The organism is uncultured Phocaeicola sp. (assembly GCF_948499155.1).
Lineage (GTDB): Bacteria > Bacteroidota > Bacteroidia > Bacteroidales > Bacteroidaceae > Phocaeicola > Phocaeicola faecalis.
The window spans coordinates 1-18,847 of the sequence record NZ_CAOOSE010000037.1; the positions used below are offsets into that span (position 1 = coordinate 1).

Annotated in this window: 17 protein-coding genes; 4 read left to right on the forward strand and 13 right to left on the reverse strand. The window is 43.2% G+C overall.

Annotated elements, in window-relative coordinates:
* Positions 1–77 precede the first annotated feature (77 nt).
* The 10 genes from QYT14_RS17430 to QYT14_RS17475 form a co-directional block, all read right to left on the reverse strand.
* On the reverse strand, positions 78–1,289 hold the full coding sequence (locus QYT14_RS17430; RefSeq protein WP_288326181.1) for a glycosyltransferase: 1,212 nt from the start codon (positions 1,287–1,289) through the stop codon (positions 78–80).
* Positions 1,289–2,446 (reverse strand): hypothetical protein, encoded by a 1,158-nt coding sequence (locus QYT14_RS17435; RefSeq protein ID WP_237040712.1) that lies wholly within the window; start codon positions 2,444–2,446, stop codon positions 1,289–1,291. Before QYT14_RS17435 ends, QYT14_RS17430 begins: the two co-directional genes overlap by 1 nt.
* A gap of 11 nt (positions 2,447–2,457) precedes the next feature.
* Positions 2,458–3,903, reverse strand: coding sequence for a radical SAM peptide maturase (locus QYT14_RS17440; protein ID WP_288326182.1), 1,446 nt, complete (start codon positions 3,901–3,903; stop codon positions 2,458–2,460).
* Positions 3,904–3,910: 7 nt separating this feature from the next.
* Positions 3,911–5,185 (reverse strand): 6-bladed beta-propeller, encoded by a 1,275-nt coding sequence (locus tag QYT14_RS17445; RefSeq protein ID WP_288326183.1) that lies wholly within the window; start codon positions 5,183–5,185, stop codon positions 3,911–3,913.
* A gap of 7 nt (positions 5,186–5,192) precedes the next feature.
* The gene (locus tag QYT14_RS17450; RefSeq protein WP_288326184.1) at positions 5,193–6,467 is read right to left on the reverse strand and encodes a 6-bladed beta-propeller; all 1,275 of its coding nucleotides are present in this window, start codon (positions 6,465–6,467) and stop codon (positions 5,193–5,195) included.
* A gap of 1,044 nt (positions 6,468–7,511) precedes the next feature.
* The gene (locus QYT14_RS17455) at positions 7,512–8,579 is read right to left on the reverse strand and encodes a hypothetical protein (protein ID WP_288326186.1); all 1,068 of its coding nucleotides are present in this window, start codon (positions 8,577–8,579) and stop codon (positions 7,512–7,514) included.
* A 12-nt stretch (positions 8,580–8,591) separates the two neighbouring features.
* Positions 8,592–9,017: a hypothetical protein gene (locus QYT14_RS17460; protein WP_288326188.1), complete on the reverse strand. Its 426-nt coding sequence runs from the start codon at positions 9,015–9,017 to the stop codon at positions 8,592–8,594.
* Entirely contained in the window at positions 9,014–9,580 is a 567-nt protein-coding gene (locus tag QYT14_RS17465) for a sigma-70 family RNA polymerase sigma factor (RefSeq protein ID WP_288326190.1), read from the reverse strand. Before QYT14_RS17465 ends, QYT14_RS17460 begins: the two co-directional genes overlap by 4 nt.
* A 138-nt stretch (positions 9,581–9,718) precedes the next feature.
* Complete coding sequence (locus QYT14_RS17470; protein WP_288326203.1) at positions 9,719–10,576, reverse strand: hypothetical protein; 858 nt, start codon at positions 10,574–10,576, stop codon at positions 9,719–9,721.
* 124 nt (positions 10,577–10,700) lie between these two features.
* Positions 10,701–11,534, reverse strand: a complete 834-nt coding sequence (locus QYT14_RS17475) for a S1-like domain-containing RNA-binding protein (RefSeq protein WP_237040698.1) — start codon at positions 11,532–11,534, stop codon at positions 10,701–10,703.
* Positions 11,535–11,610: 76 nt separating this feature from the next.
* Here QYT14_RS17475 and QYT14_RS17480 point away from each other — a divergent pair, with 76 nt between their 5' ends.
* The 3 genes from QYT14_RS17480 (at position 11,611) to QYT14_RS17490 (ending at position 14,043) form a co-directional block, all read left to right on the forward strand.
* Positions 11,611–12,753 carry an iron-containing alcohol dehydrogenase gene (locus tag QYT14_RS17480; RefSeq protein WP_288326191.1) on the forward strand — a complete coding sequence of 381 codons (1,143 nt, stop codon included), beginning with the start codon at positions 11,611–11,613 and terminating at the stop codon, positions 12,751–12,753.
* A gap of 36 nt (positions 12,754–12,789) precedes the next feature.
* Positions 12,790–13,020 (forward strand): DUF2007 domain-containing protein, encoded by a 231-nt coding sequence (locus tag QYT14_RS17485; protein WP_237040696.1) that lies wholly within the window; start codon positions 12,790–12,792, stop codon positions 13,018–13,020.
* 75 nt (positions 13,021–13,095) lie between these two features.
* Positions 13,096–14,043, forward strand: a complete 948-nt coding sequence (locus tag QYT14_RS17490; RefSeq protein WP_288326192.1) for a FimB/Mfa2 family fimbrial subunit — start codon at positions 13,096–13,098, stop codon at positions 14,041–14,043.
* On the opposite strand, the gene QYT14_RS17495 is transcribed toward QYT14_RS17490, so the two are convergent.
* The 3 genes from QYT14_RS17495 to QYT14_RS17505 are packed head-to-tail and all read right to left on the reverse strand — an operon-like array spanning position 14,040 to position 17,561.
* A complete protein-coding gene (locus tag QYT14_RS17495; protein ID WP_237040694.1) occupies positions 14,040–14,699 on the reverse strand; it encodes an ABC transporter ATP-binding protein in 660 nt (219 codons plus the stop codon). The two genes, QYT14_RS17490 and QYT14_RS17495, sit on opposite strands and share 4 nt — an antisense overlap.
* A gap of 2 nt (positions 14,700–14,701) precedes the next feature.
* On the reverse strand, positions 14,702–15,424 hold the full coding sequence (locus QYT14_RS17500; protein WP_237040693.1) for a tRNA threonylcarbamoyladenosine dehydratase: 723 nt from the start codon (positions 15,422–15,424) through the stop codon (positions 14,702–14,704).
* Positions 15,411–17,561: a cation:proton antiporter gene (locus tag QYT14_RS17505; RefSeq protein WP_237040692.1), complete on the reverse strand. Its 2,151-nt coding sequence runs from the start codon at positions 17,559–17,561 to the stop codon at positions 15,411–15,413. The genes QYT14_RS17500 and QYT14_RS17505 overlap by 14 nt, the downstream gene beginning before the upstream one ends.
* Positions 17,562–17,722: 161 nt before the next feature.
* On the opposite strand from QYT14_RS17505, the gene QYT14_RS17510 reads away from it, so the two are divergent.
* Entirely contained in the window at positions 17,723–18,733 is a 1,011-nt protein-coding gene (locus tag QYT14_RS17510) for an aspartate-semialdehyde dehydrogenase (RefSeq protein ID WP_237040691.1), read from the forward strand.
* Positions 18,734–18,847: the final 114 nt, after the last annotated feature.

Sequence of the window (18,847 nt, forward strand, 5' to 3'; positions counted from 1 at the left end):
GGTGGGGCCGCAGTCCATCGCATCCAACTGGAGGTAGTGGGGGAAGGTATTCATGTGTTTTTATGGTTTTATACTGTTCATAGAGTCATGATTAATTCTTTGTATTTCTGCCGCATATATTTGATATGATATTTCTGTTCATATTCTCGTCTTGCACCTTGCCCCAATTTATCGGATAATTCTTTGGAAGCAAGCACCCTGACGATAGCTTCCGCCAACCGGTTGCCGTATGCCCTGGAAGATTGTCCGATTCGGGCTATTGCTGCATTCTCTCCTTCATGGAACATATCCCGCACTCCCGGGCCGTCTGATGCCACAATGGGCAATCCGTACATCATCATTTCGATACCTACATAGCTGCATTGCTCTGAGTAAGAGGATATGATACCTACATCTGATATTTGATACCATCTGATAAGCTCCTGTTTGCCGATGTGTCCGGTATAAGTGATTACTGACGCAATCTCCGGAGAGAAACAAGAGGGCAACGGATTTCCTGCAACTACGAGCTGTAAATCGGGACAACTTTTTATGGCGATTCTTATTGCATCCAACAAAGCATTAAATCCTTTTTCTTTACTTGTACGTCCTACAAACAATGCTATCTTCTTGCCCTTTGCTATCAATAATTGTTCTCTCCACCGTTCTTTGTCCTCATTAGAGCCAAGTGTGATTCCCCTGTGCCTTCTTAAGCCATTAGGTATCAGGGCAAGTTTTTGTTCATCAATGAGGCATATTTCTTTTAAGATTTGATAAGTCCCTTGTGAGAGGCAAACCACCTTATCCGCGATGTTCATCATCTGTTGTTCCCGCAACCAGGTGTTGATGACGAACTCTCTTTGTTTGTCGTTTTCCGTTTCTTTCCTGTCCGCCATTATTTGTTTTAGCTTACGGATATTTCCCAGCAGCACGCCGGTCCATGAAAAATCATGAATGACGTAGATTTGCTTTGATAATGGGAACGTCTGTCTTAATGCCAGCATTAATTTATCCGAAAGGGAATAATTAAAGAAGAAAACATTGTCTTCGGAATCAGTAATATGCAACTGCAGAAACCGATTGACAACAGCCGGGTGTTCCCAGAATCCACCGTTGGGAAAACAGGGAAAATTCATTTCCGTCCGTTTGTTGCTATATGTTATATTGAACTCCTTACAGTCTGCATTGAACGTAAGCAGACATACTTCCGCCCCTATTGCCTGCAGGCAATAGAGCAATTCGGTTAAATAGGTGCCGATACCATTTTTAGCCGAACTCAGGCATTCATTAACTATATAGACGTTCTTCATTATTCTTTTATGTGGCAGAGGTTGGGTCTGCCGATAACCGATTCATAATCAGAGGGAGAAGGGCATAGCCATTGATAAATGCAATCACAGCAAGGCTTCCGGTTGCGGATGTGCAGCCATGATTTTCCCTCTGTCATTTCTTTGTGGACTAGCCGTCGGATACTTTCTGTATGCAAGTTCCCTATGGGGGCTTCCAAAACGCTTCCCGCCCGTACATCGCCGTTGGAGGCAACGAACAACTTACCGAATTTATGAGTATTAAGAACTTGGTTTCTCATAATCTCCTGCATGGATATGGGTTTGGAGAATATATCCTCTTTTTCCAAAAAGACTTGTTCCTCAAAGAAAGGCAGATTAGTGTTATCATATACAGGCTCTATTTTATAGTGCTGCAGTTCATACTGGTCTATCAGGTTGGAGACAGCTTCCAATTCACCTTCCGTATACACCCTGAATATCCACGAAACGGAACTATTGTCAGCATGGGGTAGGTTTCCTGCCGGAATATCTTCCGCATTCATTATGATTGTTGTCGGTTCATTGATTCCGTGCTTATCATTGAAAGCCAACTCCGCTTTCATCATCCATTCCACACAACCAGTTGCCTCTTCATGATTTTCCAGCCATGTCCGCAAGGTTTGAAGTTGTGATGCGGTGTAGATGATGATACATAAATGCTTCAGGCTGCCTGAACGGACCTGTTTCCAAACTTCATCCATCAGCGCACACAATGCTTCCCCTTCCAGTTTTTCAGTATCTACTGTCATTTTATACAGGTAGGTAAACATCTTGGTTCCGACATAACCGGAACTGAATTTTTGCAACCGGCTTACTTCTTCTTGTAGGTTCAGTATAGGGTAAAATTGTATCGGCTTCTGTTCGGATAGTGAGCATTCATATAAATCTGCAAAGAATTTATCCCTTGCTGTAATAAGCAAGTTGCGAATAGCGTTACATTGCCACTCTTTTGCAGTGACTTTCGTTACCCCACAGTTTTTCTTATCCAACAGGGTGGCAATAAAATCCAATTCATCCTTACCGGCCACTTTGATATACTCGCCATCCAATGTATTATATAGCAAAGCTGCCTTTTCCTTTAATGTGATATGTATATAAGGCTCAAAAGCGAACCAATATTCTTTTTCGGTGTCTATCATGATATTCTTTTTTAAGCTAAGACAACTTCCATTACTCTTTCATACGATTCCGGGTGTTGCTCTATAAATGATACTTTTTGACCCACGTACTCTCCAAATTTTTCTTTATTGGTAAAGCCCGGACATGCCACCTTTTCCAAAGAGTCAAACCGGTCGATATTGAACATGCACTGTATGCAGGACTGTGACATGTAGCACACTTTGCATTGAGCACGCAGCTTGTCAAAATAGTTATTGTAAAGGTCTGCAATGCTTTGGTAAGACAACTCTATATCATCATCGGGAAATGCCGTTCCCAGTCCATATTGTTGGCCGATGCGTTCGCAGGCTAATATTTTTCCATTTACGGTGATAAACATCTTTCGTGAAAAAGGAATACATCCGCCGGTGGGTATGAAATTAAGCGTTTTTTCCGAGACGAACAAATCGTTATAAGAACGATATACATTCTTGTTATACTGCTGCAGGAAAAGGCACGCCCCATAGTATTCAGGACTCTTCATAAACATCTCGTCCAGCAATCCTTCATAGTTCTCACTTTGTTTCAAATCTACGTTTCGGAACATCCGGTTAAACTCGTCCTTTTTTTCAGGACGTATTCCTGTTGTGTTCAAAGCAGTGATCTGGGGCTTTTTACCATATCTGTCTTTAATGAAGTGATACACTTCGTCCACCGTGCTTCTGTTGTGCAGTACGGCATTAAAATTCACATATTGTTCAAAGTAATCGGGATATTTCTCTTTCAATTTGTCCACATTGGCGATGTTCTTTTCAAATGAACTTTCTCCACCGGGAGTTACCCGATAACTGTTGTTCCATTTGTTACCGTCTAAACTGATTAACAAATGAAATTTCTTCTCTGCCAGATAATCCATATACTTATCCAATAACATAGCATTGGTGGTCATTGAATAATCGATGGTTCGATTGGCTATATGCAGGGACTCCACGTATTCTATCACTTGACGGATAAAGGGCATGTTTAATAACGGTTCTCCGCCATAGAAACTGATAAATATATTTTTTATAGTGAATTCCTGCTTGGAGTCTTTCCACACTTCTTGCAAGAAGTCAATTGTTTTTTTAGCAGTACTGAATTGCATTTTTTGTGCATGTCGTTCGTCGTGGTCACTATACAGTTCGCCATAGCCACAATACTTGCAACGCAGGTTACACGCATCTGTTACTTCAAACACCAGTTGCCTCAAATTAGCAATGCTGTCTTTCACCATAGCAGGAGTGATTGTCCCATTGTATTGATGGTTCAGTCCCTCGGTATATCCGTGTTTTGCCAAATAAGCAGCTTTCCGAGCATAATAATCAGAGTGGCTGTTTATGGTGGTTTTCTTATATAGATAAGGCACCAACAGAGAATGTGTCAAGAACAATTGTTTTCGCTCTCTGTTTATGGTGTATATATTATGACCTGCAGTCATGCAACTTAAAATGCTGTCCATCTTTATATTAATCTTTTAATTTATAAATAGCCAGAATCGGATTATCATCCGGTCCCATCGAGTCAATCAGTTCTAGAAGCTGCTGACGCTTTTCGGGGAACTTCACGTTCGTGGACTCGGATACAATCTTTCTGATTTCATCCATATTGTCTTGGGTGATACAGATTGCGAACTGGTTTTCACTGATGAAATCCATTGCACGGAGGTGATTGGAACAACCGTCAATATCATTGGTGATACCTTCACTAGATCTGACAGCCCATTTCAAGTCTGGTATAGTCCATATCGTAGCCTTTTGTTCCCATGCTTTTATCTCTTTACTTTTTTTGTCGTATCTGAAGAACCACGCTTTTTGTTCCAAACCGAAACTGCCCAACAGACAGTCTTTTGTTTCCCAAAATCGCTCAAATATGATATAATGTTTATATTCATCACAAATCTTTAATTGGAGCGGGCGTTTGTATTTTCCCAATGACAAGAAATATCTGGGGCGGATGGTGTCATCAAAGGCTGCATAGATGGTGTCCGTGAAACAAGAATAGACATTGGGATGATTCCTATAGGCCCATGCGACAGCGAAACTTGGCATAGGTGCGTTTCTGTAATCAAATCCGGTATAGTCCACATCCGGTGTTTGCTCCTGGATGATATTTCCATCAAAATCCTGAATGGTCATATCGTACATTGAATATTTGCCATCCCAGTCACGATAAAAAGGGAAGTGGATTACCCTGTTATCGCCAATGTAATAATCCTTTGCAGCGCCGTGTGGTTTGTTCAAGGGAATACATTTCACAAACTCTCCGTTCCTTATTTTATAAATGAAAAGCTCATTTCGATAAGTAGAAGATACATAAACTAAACTGTCTCTGGCTACAACATTAGTGGCCCAATGTATTTCTCCGGGTCCTTGTCCTGATTTACCAATCTTACGGATAAACTTACCCGTAAAACGGTCGAACATAAAAACATAAGGAGGGGGAGTCGTATTGCCATAACTGATATAAAAGATAGCGCTGTCGGACACATAGCTTTTAGCTATATTTCCAACCAGACCATCGTCTGCCGCCTCCAGTTTTACATATTCCACATCCTCCACAATGTCACTCAATAGCAGGGAGTCGCTACATGGCTTCAGGTTATTTGCCAAATCTATAACTCTGAAGAGCGTGTCTTCGTTCACTTCCGGTTCGTCTGTTGCTATTGCGGCAGATTGAGAGGGTTTATTGTTGCAAGAGAGCAACATGAAAAGCCCCATGCACAGGGTTAACAGGTATTTCATAGTTATATTAATCTTTTAATTTATAGATAGCCAGAATCGGATTATCATCCGGTCCCAGCGAGTCAATCAGTTCTAGAAGTTGCTGACGCTTTTCGGGGAATTTCACGTTCGTGGACTCGGATACAATCTTTCTGATTTCATCCATATTGTCTTGGGTGATACAGATTGCGAACTGGTTTTCATTGACGTAATTCATTTTACGGAGGTGGTCGGAGCAACCGTCAATGTCATTGGTGATGCCGGGGGCAGACCTGATTATCCATTCAAATCCTGGAAGATTATCCCATAACTTAGCATCTTGTTTCCATGTCTTTATCTCTTTGCTTTTTTTGTCGTATCTGAAGAACCATGACTTTTGTTCCAATCCGAAATTACCCAACAGACAGTCTTTGGTTTCCAAAAAATGATGAAATATGATATAATCTTTCCATTCTGGACTCATCTTTAGTTGGAGCGGACGTTTGTATTTTCCCAATGACAAGAAATATCTGGGGCGGATGGTGTCACCAAAAGCTGCATAGATGGTATCCGTGAAAAAAGAATACACATTGGGATGATTCTTATAAGTCCATACGACACCTTGGCCTGTATTCGGTCTGTTTCTGTAGTCAAATCCGGTGTAGTCCACATCAGGTGTTTGTTCTTGGATGATATTTCCTTCAAAATCCTGAATACTCATATCGCACATTAAATATTTGCCATTCCAAACGTTATAAAATGGAAAGTGGATTACTCTGTTGTCGCCAATATAATAATACCATGCAGCATAAGGTTTGTTCAAGGGAATACATCTCACAAACTTTCCGTTCCTTATTTTATAAACAAAAAGTTCATCGCGATAGTCTGAGGATAGATAGACCAAGCTATCTTTGGCTACGACTCCAACAGGCCAATGCATTTCTCCGGGTCCTTGCCCTGATTTACCGATTGTACGAATAAACTTCCCCGTAAAGCGGTCGAACATAAAAACATGAGGAAGGGGAGTTGTATTGCCAAAGCTGGTATAAAAGATTGCACTATCGGATACATAACCATGGTTCATTTCTCCAACCAAACCTTTTTCTGCCGCCTCCAGTTTTACATATTCCACATCTTCCACAATATCACTCAGCAGCAGGGAGTCGCTACATGGCTTCAGGTTATTTGCTAAATCTATAACTCTGAAGAGCGTGTCTTCGTTCACTTCCGGTTCGTCTGTTGCTATTGCGGCAGATTGAGAAGACTTATTGTCGCAAGAGAGCAACATGAAAAATCCCATGCACAGGGTTAACAGGTGTTTCATAATATCATTTTTTATTGAAAGTACATTACTGTCTCGTTAAAGTGGATAAATAGTTCTTTGAAATAATTGAAATACAGTCAACTATACCTTATTTTAAAAGTGCGACGATTTGAATTCATATCTTTGTAGCCATATTAAATGCCTTCAAATGAATCAAGACAAATACGTTTTCGCTCAATTTGTAGAGTTTTTGAACAACAATAAGTTTAGACGACTCGTAGACAAGAATGTAAGGTATGCAAATGAGAACGCAGATTACCGAAGAATATACTCTCTGATGCAGGATAAAACGCCTTTACAAGAGTGTTCAATAAGACTAATTTCAATAATGTCAAAGAGCAATTTGCTCCCTTTTTTTTCGGGGTTATTTGATTAATATTTAATTCGTCCAGATTTTAACAGGATACTAATGATACTTTATATATATTGTTGCAAAGTAAATAAAAAGTTTCGCTATATCAAAGTTTTAGGAACTTTAATGAATTGTTCTTTTTGCAGATTATCAGAACATTGTTATCATTTGCGTGCAAAGAAGTTTTCTGTTGTTCTTTATATTATTATAACGTTCCCATATCAGTCGGACAGTTTCTTCCTCTCTCCTTTCATTAGTCGTTGAAACACCTTGTTGATGGGGCTTCCGGTAGTGAATGGACACCCCTTCATCACCCCTTCAGCCTCCCTTCATTCGTCAAAGAAGGACATTGCTGAAGGCAGACTTTGAAGGGGCTTGGCTAGCGCGGCTGAAGGGAGGATGAGGGGATGTGCCGTCATTCTTAACCGGCTGATTATCTGCACGTTTTAATTGAAATGTAAGGATGAACGGACAGGAAGGAATGACCGACTTGGTGAGGGGATTGAATCTTGTCCCTACACTAAAAACATACCGAGCTTTTTTAAAAAGATGCTGAAGTTTTTTGAAAACATACCGAGCTTTTTTGAAAACACCAAGGTCTTTTTACACATACGGTGGCACAAGCCTACACGTACGTACGCATCGGGCTACATGTATATACGCATAAGCCTGCACGTATATATGTATCCAATTCATCGGGTTGGTATGAACAAGATTAGTGCAACTGCAAACAGAAGCCCGGTCAGCACAAAAGCCCATATATTCATTACCCGTGACTCAGCCTGTAACCGGTAATTATCTGTCAGAACCCGATAGGCATCCACTTTCCAAACCAACATTCCATCTTGCGCCGATACAGCATTGGAAGAGAGCAATTCTCCCGGCATGGATAATTCAAACTTTATCTGATATTCAAATAATTGTGTAGCGATGCTTTTCTCTTCAAATAATTGCTCCATCTGCCGGGCATAGTCTTTATATAAGTTGCCGAAAACGGCAGTTTGATACCTTTTGTCCAACAAACCGCATACATACTCCGGCGGACATTCTATTTCTTTCTTCCTGTTTCCGTCAGCACTGAAGACTTCCTCCTTATCCTTCTCCAGTCTCGGCAAATAGGATAAATCGGTCGGGGTCTTTTTCAGGAAATGTTCTACTATTTCATAGCTCATTTCAAACTGGGTATGATAGTACCATTCTAGGAAACGCTGCTCCGCATCTTCCAAACTGTTTATCAGTTCCACTCCGTTCATACCTGCATAACCATCCGCTTTCCCCTGCAGCAAAAAAAGCTGCTCGGCTCTATTCAGATACTTATCCATCGGTATAGGTCCTTTATCTTTTATCTCCTGAAAATCACAGGTATAAGTATAGTAAGTATAAAACCAACGAAAATGCTTTTCCAGTTTTTCCTTGGGAACCGCCAGTGGGCGCATCCAGTCTTCCCTTGCCGAGAAAAAATCCAGACCTTCCACACCATCCAGCACTTTGTGTGCCTTGAGGTTCAGTTTTCCGTTTTCTCCAAAGAAGTCCGTTTCGATACATGAATCCAACTCCTCCACCTCCCAGTCTTTTCCCAAGCGGAACAGGAAAGGATGATGCGTTTCGTTTCCGGCCAGGAAAGCAGAATCGGCCAGTGCCCATACTTCCCTATCCACCGTTCCGTCTTTGTGGACGCGCGTCACCATTTGATAATCAGTGGAACATGATGCCAGTATCATCAGCAGGACTGCCATTATTATATTCATTCTCTTTTTCATATCACGTTCATTTTAATGGTTGTTACTCACCAATTGATGTATCAAGCGTTTCTGCTCGTGTTGTTTAGCCTTCCGTGCTCTCCACATTTCGGACAGTCGGGCGCCCTTTTCTTTTATTGTCATTTCTGCAGGGCAACTTGCCGACCATTCCGGTAGACAGGAGGGCAAGGAAGAAACATTTAATGGGGCATTCCGGGTATCTGCATGGAAAGATACGGAATAGAAAAAAGTCTCATACACCGTAAAGCAAAGCAAGAAACCGGCAGCTATGGCCGAAGCCCAAGTCATGAACTTTCTGCGCTCCTTTCTTTTTCGGGGAGTCCGGGCCACTTTCTGAAGAATATCCCGGGCCAAGTCATCAGGCCTTGTCAGTATCGGTTGAGTTTTCCTCACCTGTTGCAGCCATTGTTCATATCGTTCGTTTTCCTCTTGTTTCATAAGTCTGTTTCTATTTGATGGATTTTAGCTCTTATTTGTTTTCGCGCCTGATAAAGATTATGCTTTATCTGCTCGGCAGTCATTCCGGTGATGCTTATTACTTCTGCGACATCCAGTTCTTCAACGTCCCGCAATGTAAACACCAATTTCTGTTTGGGAGGCAAATCTCCGGTGAAACGGAGAATCAAATCCTGCAATTCCTTATTGGCCAAAGCTTCTTCTATATTTTCTTCCGACTTCCAATTCTCATTCGCCGGAACGAAATCGGATGAGAAAGCCGAAGGCGAACGTTGCAGTACCCGCAAGCGGTCATAGCATGTATTACAGGTTATCTTGTACATCCAGGTAGTAAACCGGCATCTTCCGTCATACTTGTCCAACGAGAGCCAGACTTTCAAGAATGTTTCCTGCACCATATCCCTCGTTTCGTCCTCATTGCAAAGCAAACGAAAAGCCAGTCTGAACACCATCGTCTGAAATTCAGAAACCAACTGAGCGAAAGCAATCATATCGTTCTGTCTGCTACGGTCAATAAGTTCCTCTATCTGTTCTTGATTCATCATGCTATGTTCGTTTATTATATGATACGTGAGAAAACGTTGCCGGTCGAATGCAAATTACAAAAAAACAGGCAAACTCCGGTTGTGGTATATTAAAACCGAAGTTTGCCCGTTTCTGCTTTTTATATCATAGCCATTAAATTACACCGTGCGGGTGTGCGTTGCGCTTCTTCCTCTGGATGGATTCGATTTTTTGTCATTCCTTTTATCCTCTTTCTTTGAATCTCTTTTCGGAGAGACGGAACGCCTGCTGTCACGACGGTCTTTATCAGGACGGGAATTATATTCACGGCGTGAAGGACGCTCTTCGTGCTTATAATTGTTGTCCTTTCCCGGTCTTCTGTCCGGCCGTGCCTGAGGCGGTGTGGGACGATGATTGTCTTTCTTCGGCGGACGGACGTTTACCTGAAAGTCACGGCGGCGATGATTGTCATAAGTCACCTTGTCATGACGGATGCGATAATGTCCATCGTAGATATCGTGGCGATACCGATTATGGAAATGGGTGCGATAATAACTGACGTTATTAAAATGAGTACGATAATGACCGCCGCAATATGAAGCATAATGATGCGGTTTTCCGAAATAGAAAAAGTTAACGTTATTGTAAACCATATAAATACGGAACTGCCATTTATTGTTTTGCGCATAAATAGGACGGTAGAAATATTCCGCTTTCAGGAAACGACGATACTGAGAACCGGATAGTATCCAGCGAAGGTCGTCATTGCGAACATCAAGAAAATCGTAATAACGCTCCAAAGCATAGTCATATCCTCTTACCACATCATCCATCAGATAACGGACATTGTTGATAAAGTCATAATTCACTTCGTATACATCATCATACTGTTGGGGACTGAGTTTCAACTCGTATGCCATACGGTCGGTAAGGAAACGTGTATTCTGTCTCATCTTGCTGATGCTCATCGCTCCCATTGCCGGAACCGACAGGCCCAGCATCATAACCATTATCCATAGTGTAGTCCACTTCTTCATAATCATACTGTTTTTAGTTTGTTAGTTCTTATGGCACAAAAATAGGGGAAATCTCTTTCCCCCACAATTGAAACTCCCCATTTATTCATAGGGGTTTTCCTATACTTGATAGGGAAAGTTCCCGTCAGGCAAGACGGATTCCTCCTTCTTCCAGCACTATCAAACGTTTTTTATACAAATCGCCAACCGCTTTTTTGAATGTCTTCTTGCTCACACCAAAAGCACTATAGATTTCCTCTGCCGCACTTTTGTCATTCAACGGAGTGAAACCGTCCTTGCCTTTAATGTATTCCAACAAGACTCCCGAAAAATCTTCCACCTTCTTCACACCGTCCTGCTGCAATGCCAAGTCTATCTTGCCGTCTTCACGCACCTGTTTCACATAGGCCCGGAGCTGCATGCCTGTTTCGACGGGCTGGAATATCTCATTCTGATAAAGCAATCCGCTGAACTTGTTCTCGACAATCGCTTTAAAGCCCAAATCGGTTTTCTGCCATATCAAGATGTTCACTTCCTGTCCCTGTTGATAGTCAGGATGCTCTTTGGACAAGTAACGCTCTACCTTGGCGGAGCCGACAATGCGATAGCTGTCTTCATCTATATGCGCATGTACTACATACTTACGTCCTTGCTGCATCTTCATTTTCTGTTCACGGAAAGGTACAAACAAGTCCTTCATCAGTCCCCAGTTCAGAAAAGCTCCAAATTCATTGACCCATGCCACCTCCAGACAAGCGAACTCACCTACCTGAACCAACGGTTGCAGGGTAGTGGCTATTAATCTCTCTTCGTTATCCAAATAGATAAACACATTGAGCACGTCATCCGGTTTGCAACCATCGGGCACGTAACGGGCCGGCAACAGTATTTCTCCATCATCGTCTCCATCCAGATAGACTCCAAAGTCTACTTCTTTCACAACCTTTAATTGATTGTATTTTCCGAGTTTTACGTTCATTAGCTAAAATTTTTATCAAAGATAAAGAAAAACCCCTATCTTTACGTTCTAAATAATAGAAAACCCTATAAAGATTATGAATAATTTCATTTTTTACAACCCTACCCGACTCATTTTCGGTGAAGGTATGATTAACCGACTGGCTCAGCAGATTCCTGCCGACAAGCGTATTATGATAACCTTTGGAGGAGGAAGTGTCAAAACAAACGGAGTTTACGAACAAGTGACCCAAGCACTCGAAGGACGTGACTATATCGAATTTTGGGGAATTGAAGCCAATCCTGACATAGACACACTGAAAAAAGCAATCGCCATAGGCAAAGAGAAGAAAATAGATTTCCTGCTTGCCGTAGGTGGCGGTTCGGTCATTGACGGCACTAAACTGATTTCCGCCGGTATCCCATACGAAGGAGATGCCTGGGAGTTGGTGAAAAAAGGAAGCTCACAGGTGACTATCCCATTGGGAACTGTGCTGACTATCCCTGCCACCGGCTCGGAGATGAACAACGGAGCCGTGATTTCACGCCGGGAGACTCATGAGAAGTATCCTTTTTATGCAAACTACCCCGTCTTTTCCATTCTTGACCCGACTGTCACTTTCTCTCTTCCCGATTTCCAGATTGCCTGTGGACTGGCTGACACTTTTGTCCACGTCATGGAACAATATATGACGAAAAGCAATGAATCATATCTGATGGACCGCTGGAGCGAAAGCATTCTGAGAACCATCGTACAGATAGCCCCCCTCATCAAAGAGAATAAACAGGATTATCACTTGATGAGTGAATTCATGATGTCGGCTACCATGGCTTTAAACGGTTTCATCGCCATGGGTGTATCCCAAGACTGGGCTACCCACATGATTGGCCACGAACTGACCGCGCTACACGGCATGACTCACGGGCAGACCCTTGCTATCGTGTTCACTGGAACACTCCGCACACTTGCGGATAAAAAACGGGATAAGATACTACAATACGGAGAACGCATCTGGGGTGTAACTTCCGGTGTGCCGAGCGCACGCATCGCACTCACCATCGACAAGACCGAAGAATTCTTCAAGAGTCTGGGCTTGAAAACCCGCCTGAGCGAAGCCGGAATCGGTGACGACACTATCGAAGAAATTGCACGCCGCTTTGATGAACGGGGTGCTGCATTCGGCGAAGACGGTGATGTGACAGGAGAAGTAGCTCGCCGGATTCTGCAGAATTGCAAGTAATATTTCCAAAAAACATTTAATATTAGGAGGAAACAAATGATGAAAACAGTTATTCTGACTACTTTTTACAACAATGTGCAAGCGCACATGTTGCAAGACCTCTTGAAAAACGAAGGAATAGAGTCTATGCTTCAGGGAGAATTGTCCGCCCAAGTGATAGCTTCCTATATTCCGGGATTGGGTATACAAGTTCTGGTCTTTGAAAAGGATTACGAACGGGCACTGGAAGTTTTGAAAACCAGTTTTCCGGAGGAAGTGGAAGGATAACTTTCTCCCCTACATTCAAACTTTCTCATTTGCATCTTGTTATAGGGATTAATTAAACCTAAACCCTAGATGTATATGAGAAAGTTTTTATTTTTACCCTTATTGGCGTTACTGGCCTCGTGTGGAAAGGATGAAGATTGTAACAGCCACGCCCAACCGGAGGATTTGGTCACTCCGAAACTGTATGCCACACTGCAACAAAACACCACCGACCCTTATGACGGGCCGCTGGAAGTGCTCCCCTGCCAACCGGACGGTAGCGTATATGTGGGAAATTACACAAAAACCGGTTTACAAACACCCATACCGGCTTATTACAATATCGAAGCCGGAATAGGCAAATCAAAGAATGCACCGCTAAGACTTCCCGTCGGGACATACAATCTGATTTATTGGGGATATCCTAAGTTTTTCAATACCAACGATGCAGCTCTCAGTGACCCTCAGTTAATCATCGGAGAAGAATTGCAGGGAACCTCCTTGGGACTGAGGAAAGTACCGGTCGATACGGTTTACTATCCTGCACACGACCTTGTATTCGGCACACAAATCATCAATATCGGCCAAGAGGATATGCAAGCGCATCTGATACGTGCCACGGCTGCACTCGGAGTAGTGGTGACCGAGACCAACGGCAATGCTTTCAGCACCGCCATCGATTCTATGTGGGTCTATATCGGAAATATTTATAGTAACCTTAATTATTATAGCGCCCAACCGGAGGGAACTCCTCGAACCATACGCTTCGGCATAAGCCCCAGCACAGACAGGAAAGAATGGAGTAAAGAGTTCGTTTCTGTATTTCCATCCCAACCGGCCCCATTATTCCAAATCTTCGTTCAACTGAAGAACGGTACCATTAAAAGCTACCGGCAAAAGCTGACCACACAACTTGCTGCAGGAACCAAAACAACCCTCACACTAAGCATGGACGGAATCTTACTGGAAGAAGGAACCACAGGCGGATTCCAAGTGGACAAGTGGAAAGAACAGAACGAAAAGATTCATATTTCTCTCCATTAAAGCTCCGGCGAGATGCGTCCGTCCACTATATGGATGGTGCGGTCGGTCAATTTGGCAAGAGTCTCATCGTGCGTAACGATAACAAAAGTCTGGCCCAACTTATCCCGCAAATCAAAAAATAACTGATGAAGTTCTTCTTTGTTACGGGTATCCAAGCTGCCCGACGGTTCATCTGCAAGGATAACCGCCGGGGTATTTATTAACGCACGTGCCACAGCCACACGTTGCTTCTCTCCTCCCGAAAGTTCGGCCGGTTTATGGGAAGCGCGTCCGGCAAGTCCCAGAAAATCCAATGTTTCTTTGGCACGCTTCATCGCATCTCCCGAAGAAGTGCCGGATATGAGTGCCGGTATCATCACATTCTCCAAAGCAGTAAACTCTGGCAATAACTGGTGAAACTGGAAAACAAAGCCTATCTGCTTATTACGGAAAGCGGACAGTTCTTTTTCTTTCAGCCGATTGACTTCCGTACCATTCAGTACCACCTTCCCTGCATCTGCTTTGTCTAATGTGCCCATTATCTGGAGCAAAGTCGTTTTGCCGGCTCCACTCGGACCTACAATGCTGACAACTTCACCTTTTTCTATCAGCAGGTCTATCCCTTTCAGCACTTGTAACGTACCGAAACTCTTGGTTATTCCTTGTAACTCTATCATGACTATAATTTTCTTATCACATACTCTGCCAAGTAACATCCAAACACAGCGGGCATATAACTCACCGTTCCGGCTGTAGACTTCTTGTTCTTTTCATCATCGACCAAAATGACCGCATCCGCATTGGCCTGTTCTGTACTGAACACAACCGGTAACTTACGTTTCATACCCATTTTCTGCAAACGCTTTCGCACCGCCTTGCTCAAGCCACAGTGATAAGTTTCCCACAAATCGGCAAACCTGACTTGGGTTATATCTGATTTTGCACCTGCTCCCATACTGCTCACAATAGGCAGACGGCGCTGAAGTGCATTATAGATAAGGTAACATTTGGGAGCTACCGTATCAATGGCATCGACCACGAAATCGAACTTGGCACTATCCAGCAACTCAGGAATGCGCTCGTCTTTTAAATATTCCGCCAACACATGCAGTTGCAAATCAGGATTGATATCTTTGAAGCGTTCCGCCAGAACTTCCGCCTTCAACCGTCCCTGTGTGGAATGCAAAGCCGGCAACTGACGGTTGATATTACTAGGCTGCACCGTATCGGCATCCACAATCGTCATTTGTCCCACACCGGCACGACATATCATTTCGGCTGCGTATGCGCCTACTCCTCCCAAGCCCACAACAAGTACATGGGAACTCCGCAAACGCTGCATTTTATCTTTACCCAACAACAACTCCGTACGTTGCTGCCACTCTATGTTAGTTTCGTTCATCACCTTTCTTAAACCATTTATAGAACCACTTACCCACATTATCATATACCCGGGTTTCCGACTGCCCGCGCGGATCAGAGAAAGATACAATCTCTTGCGGGTCGCCCAACTGGTCGGGATACACAATCAACAAACTATTATCCGCAAAATACTTGCTGACCTGAGAAGGCAACCGTTCAAAGGAAGTCTGATAAGATATAGACCCCTTACGGGAGGAAACCACAACAAACAAATGGTCATAATTAACCTGACCGGTCAGCAGCAACAAATCATCCCACTCTTCCAGCACAGAAAACTCAGTAAAAGTATTCGCTTCCTGCTTCTCTACTACCGCACGCAAGTGTTTCAAAGTATCCTCTGTGGCAAAGAAATGCACACGGCATCCCAACAACTTACCCATGCGACACAACTGCACCACCCATTTCATAAATCCGACCTCATATTCGGCCTTATCGGGTACAGCCACCACAATACGTCTAAGCGTATTGACCGGCATCAGCAGCTTGGTAATCATAATTTGCCGATGAGTGCCTTTCAACAGATTCTCTGTCATCGTACCAAAGAATGAATCCATCAGATTGGTCTTCCGATGGAGGCCGATGACCACATCCGTCACCGCATATTCTTTCAGCGTATGGATAATACCTTGTGCAATATTCAGGTCATAACGAAGCACCGTCTTGACCGAAGCATCGGCAGCGGCGGCAACCATTGCCGTGCGCTCCAGATTACGCTTGCCTATCAGTTCCTTTGTCTCCGAAGCATTATTATCGTTTATCACACTGAGCGCCACCAACGGTTCTTTCTGTTTAGGATGCCTCATCATCAAAGCCATTCCCACCAATCCTTCTATTGTATCGGGATTTGCCACCGGTATAAGAACCCGTTCTTGTTCCTTATTATTCTTATCATCATTGCCGGCCATGTTCTCTTGTGTAACCATTCTGCGTGCCGCCCTCTCTGTCACCACCGAACTGATAATACAGGTAAACAATATCATTACCACGGTTCCGTTCAAGACATCATCATTCAACAGACGCTCTCCGTTTTCCATAATAATCTCGTGTCCAATCAGCACTGCCGCCAACGTAGCTGCCGCCTGCGCATTGCTCAGTCCGAATATCAAGCTACGCTCCACCTTCTGCATTCCGTATATTTTCTGGGTAATCCATGCAGCAAGCCATTTACTGAATGTAGCAACCACCGTCATGACAACTGCCACCTTAAGTGCCTCACCCTGCGTAAACAGGCAACGCACATCAATAATCATTCCTACACCAATCAAAAAATAAGGAATGAAAAGTGCATTACCAACAAACTCCAGCCGATTCATCAGCGGAGAAACATGAGGAACAAAACGGTTCAATACCAAACCGGCCAGAAAAGCACCCAAAATGCCTTCCATTCCTACCAGTTCCATCAGTCCACCCCCCAAGAACACCATAGCCAAAACAAAGACAAACTGCATGACCGCATCTTCGTATTTCCTGAAAAACCATCGGCTGATACGAGGCATAAGAAAAATAATCAAGCCAAACAATGCAAAGACTTTTCCCAACAAGATGACCCAGAACAGTCCTCCCACATCCTCACCTTTATACATGCCTCCAATCACAGCAAGTACCATCAAGGCCAACACAACAGTCACCGCCGTTCCGCCAATCGTTATGCTCACCGTACGTTGCCGGGACAGACCATAACGGCTGATGATGGGATAAGCTATCAAAGTGTGGCTGGCATACATACTGGCCAACAATACAGAAGTGACAAGACCGTAATCCAGTAAACTCATACTGCTCCACACTCCAAGCACCATGGGTATCAAGAAAGTGAACAGCCCAAAAACCAGTCCCTTTGTCCTGTTCTTTTTAAAGTCGTCCATATCCATCTCCAACCCCGCCAGAAACATGATATAATACAACCCCACTTTTCCGAATAACTCGAAACTGCTATCGCGCTCCAAAATATTAAAGCCATATTTACCGACCAATACACCGGCAAGAATCATACCGATGATATGAGGAATGCGCAAACGCCCCAATATCATAGGAGCAAACAGGATGATAATAAGTACCAGGAAGAATATCCAAGTAGGGTCAGTGACCGGAAAATGTATATCTAAACCAAATAGTTCCATTGCTTTTATTTAAGGGTTATACCATAATATCGACAAAATTACGAAAAAAGTTTCTTTTTTACTGATTTATATTCCAAAATGTTCTAATTTTGCAATCTGAACCTGCTCGCTTTGCAGGTAAAAAGATAAAGTATTACTAATTTATAAAAGGAAAAAGCAAAATGAAAGTAGCAATTGTTGGTGCGAGCGGAGCTGTAGGACAAGAGTTCCTGCGTGTGCTCGATGAAAGAAACTTCCCGTTGGATGAGTTGGTGTTGTTCGGTTCTTCACGCAGTGCAGGACGAAAATACACTTTCCGCGGTAAAGAGATAGAAGTGAAACTCCTTCAGCACAACGATGACTTTAAAGGTGTTGACATCGCTTTCACATCAGCCGGTGCCGGAACCACTAAAGAATATTGTGAGACCATCACCAAGCATGGCGCCGTATTAATCGACAACTCCAGCGCATACCGTATGGATGAAGATGTACCTTTGGTTGTGCCTGAAGTGAACCCGGAAGACGCATTAAACCGTCCACGTAATGTGATAGCCAACCCCAACTGTACAACCATCCAAATGGTAGTTGCCCTGAAAGCCATCGAAAACCTTTCACACATAAAACGTGTGCATGTCGCTACTTATCAAGCTGCCAGCGGAGCAGGTGCAGCCGCGATGGACGAATTATATGAACAATATCGTCAGGTATTGGCCAATGAGCCTGTCACCGTGGATAAATTTGCTTATCAACTGGCATTCAATCTGATTCCCCAAATTGATGTCTTTACAGATAACGGATATACCAAGGAAGAAATGAAGATGTTCAACGAAACACGCAAAATTATGCACTCAGACATTCAAGTCAGCGCAATGTGTGTACGCGTTCCGGCACTCCGCTCTCACTCCGAAAGTATCTGGGTGGAAACAGAACGTCCCATCTCACCGGAAGAAGCCCGCGAAGCATTCGCCAAAGGAGAAGGCTTGGTATTGATGGATAATCCTGAAAAGAAAGAATACCCCATGCCTTTGTTCCTGGCAGGTAAAGATCCTGTTTACGTTGGCCGCATCCGCAAAGACTTGGCCAATGAGAATGGACTGACCTTCTGGATTGTAGGCGACCAAATCAAGAAGGGTGCGGCACTGAACGCTGTACAGATTGCAGAATACCTGATAAAAGTGAAAAATATCGGATAAGATATTTTTTCTCGAAAATATCCTTTAAAACTTTAATATAATCTTTATCTTTGTGCAAGTATAATAAAACTTGTTGGGAAGGGTAAAGGTTATATTATTTTTTATAGTAGCGTG

Coding starts and splice junctions, on each gene's coding strand:
- QYT14_RS17430 (WP_288326181.1), bottom strand. CDS start 1,289: ATGAAGAACGTCTATATAGTTAATGAATGCCTGAGTTCGGCTAAAAAT.
- QYT14_RS17435 (WP_237040712.1), bottom strand. CDS start 2,446: ATGATAGACACCGAAAAAGAATATTGGTTCGCTTTTGAGCCTTATATA.
- QYT14_RS17440 (WP_288326182.1), bottom strand. CDS start 3,903: ATGGACAGCATTTTAAGTTGCATGACTGCAGGTCATAATATATACACC.
- QYT14_RS17445 (WP_288326183.1), bottom strand. CDS start 5,185: ATGAAATACCTGTTAACCCTGTGCATGGGGCTTTTCATGTTGCTCTCT.
- QYT14_RS17450 (WP_288326184.1), bottom strand. CDS start 6,467: ATGAAACACCTGTTAACCCTGTGCATGGGATTTTTCATGTTGCTCTCT.
- QYT14_RS17455 (WP_288326186.1), bottom strand. CDS start 8,579: ATGAAAAAGAGAATGAATATAATAATGGCAGTCCTGCTGATGATACTG.
- QYT14_RS17460 (WP_288326188.1), bottom strand. CDS start 9,017: ATGAAACAAGAGGAAAACGAACGATATGAACAATGGCTGCAACAGGTG.
- QYT14_RS17465 (WP_288326190.1), bottom strand. CDS start 9,580: ATGATGAATCAAGAACAGATAGAGGAACTTATTGACCGTAGCAGACAG.
- QYT14_RS17470 (WP_288326203.1), bottom strand. CDS start 10,576: ATGAAGAAGTGGACTACACTATGGATAATGGTTATGATGCTGGGCCTG.
- QYT14_RS17475 (WP_237040698.1), bottom strand. CDS start 11,534: ATGAACGTAAAACTCGGAAAATACAATCAATTAAAGGTTGTGAAAGAA.
- QYT14_RS17480 (WP_288326191.1), top strand. CDS start 11,611: ATGAATAATTTCATTTTTTACAACCCTACCCGACTCATTTTCGGTGAA.
- QYT14_RS17485 (WP_237040696.1), top strand. CDS start 12,790: ATGATGAAAACAGTTATTCTGACTACTTTTTACAACAATGTGCAAGCG.
- QYT14_RS17490 (WP_288326192.1), top strand. CDS start 13,096: ATGAGAAAGTTTTTATTTTTACCCTTATTGGCGTTACTGGCCTCGTGT.
- QYT14_RS17495 (WP_237040694.1), bottom strand. CDS start 14,699: ATGATAGAGTTACAAGGAATAACCAAGAGTTTCGGTACGTTACAAGTG.
- QYT14_RS17500 (WP_237040693.1), bottom strand. CDS start 15,424: ATGAACGAAACTAACATAGAGTGGCAGCAACGTACGGAGTTGTTGTTG.
- QYT14_RS17505 (WP_237040692.1), bottom strand. CDS start 17,561: ATGGAACTATTTGGTTTAGATATACATTTTCCGGTCACTGACCCTACT.
- QYT14_RS17510 (WP_237040691.1), top strand. CDS start 17,723: ATGAAAGTAGCAATTGTTGGTGCGAGCGGAGCTGTAGGACAAGAGTTC.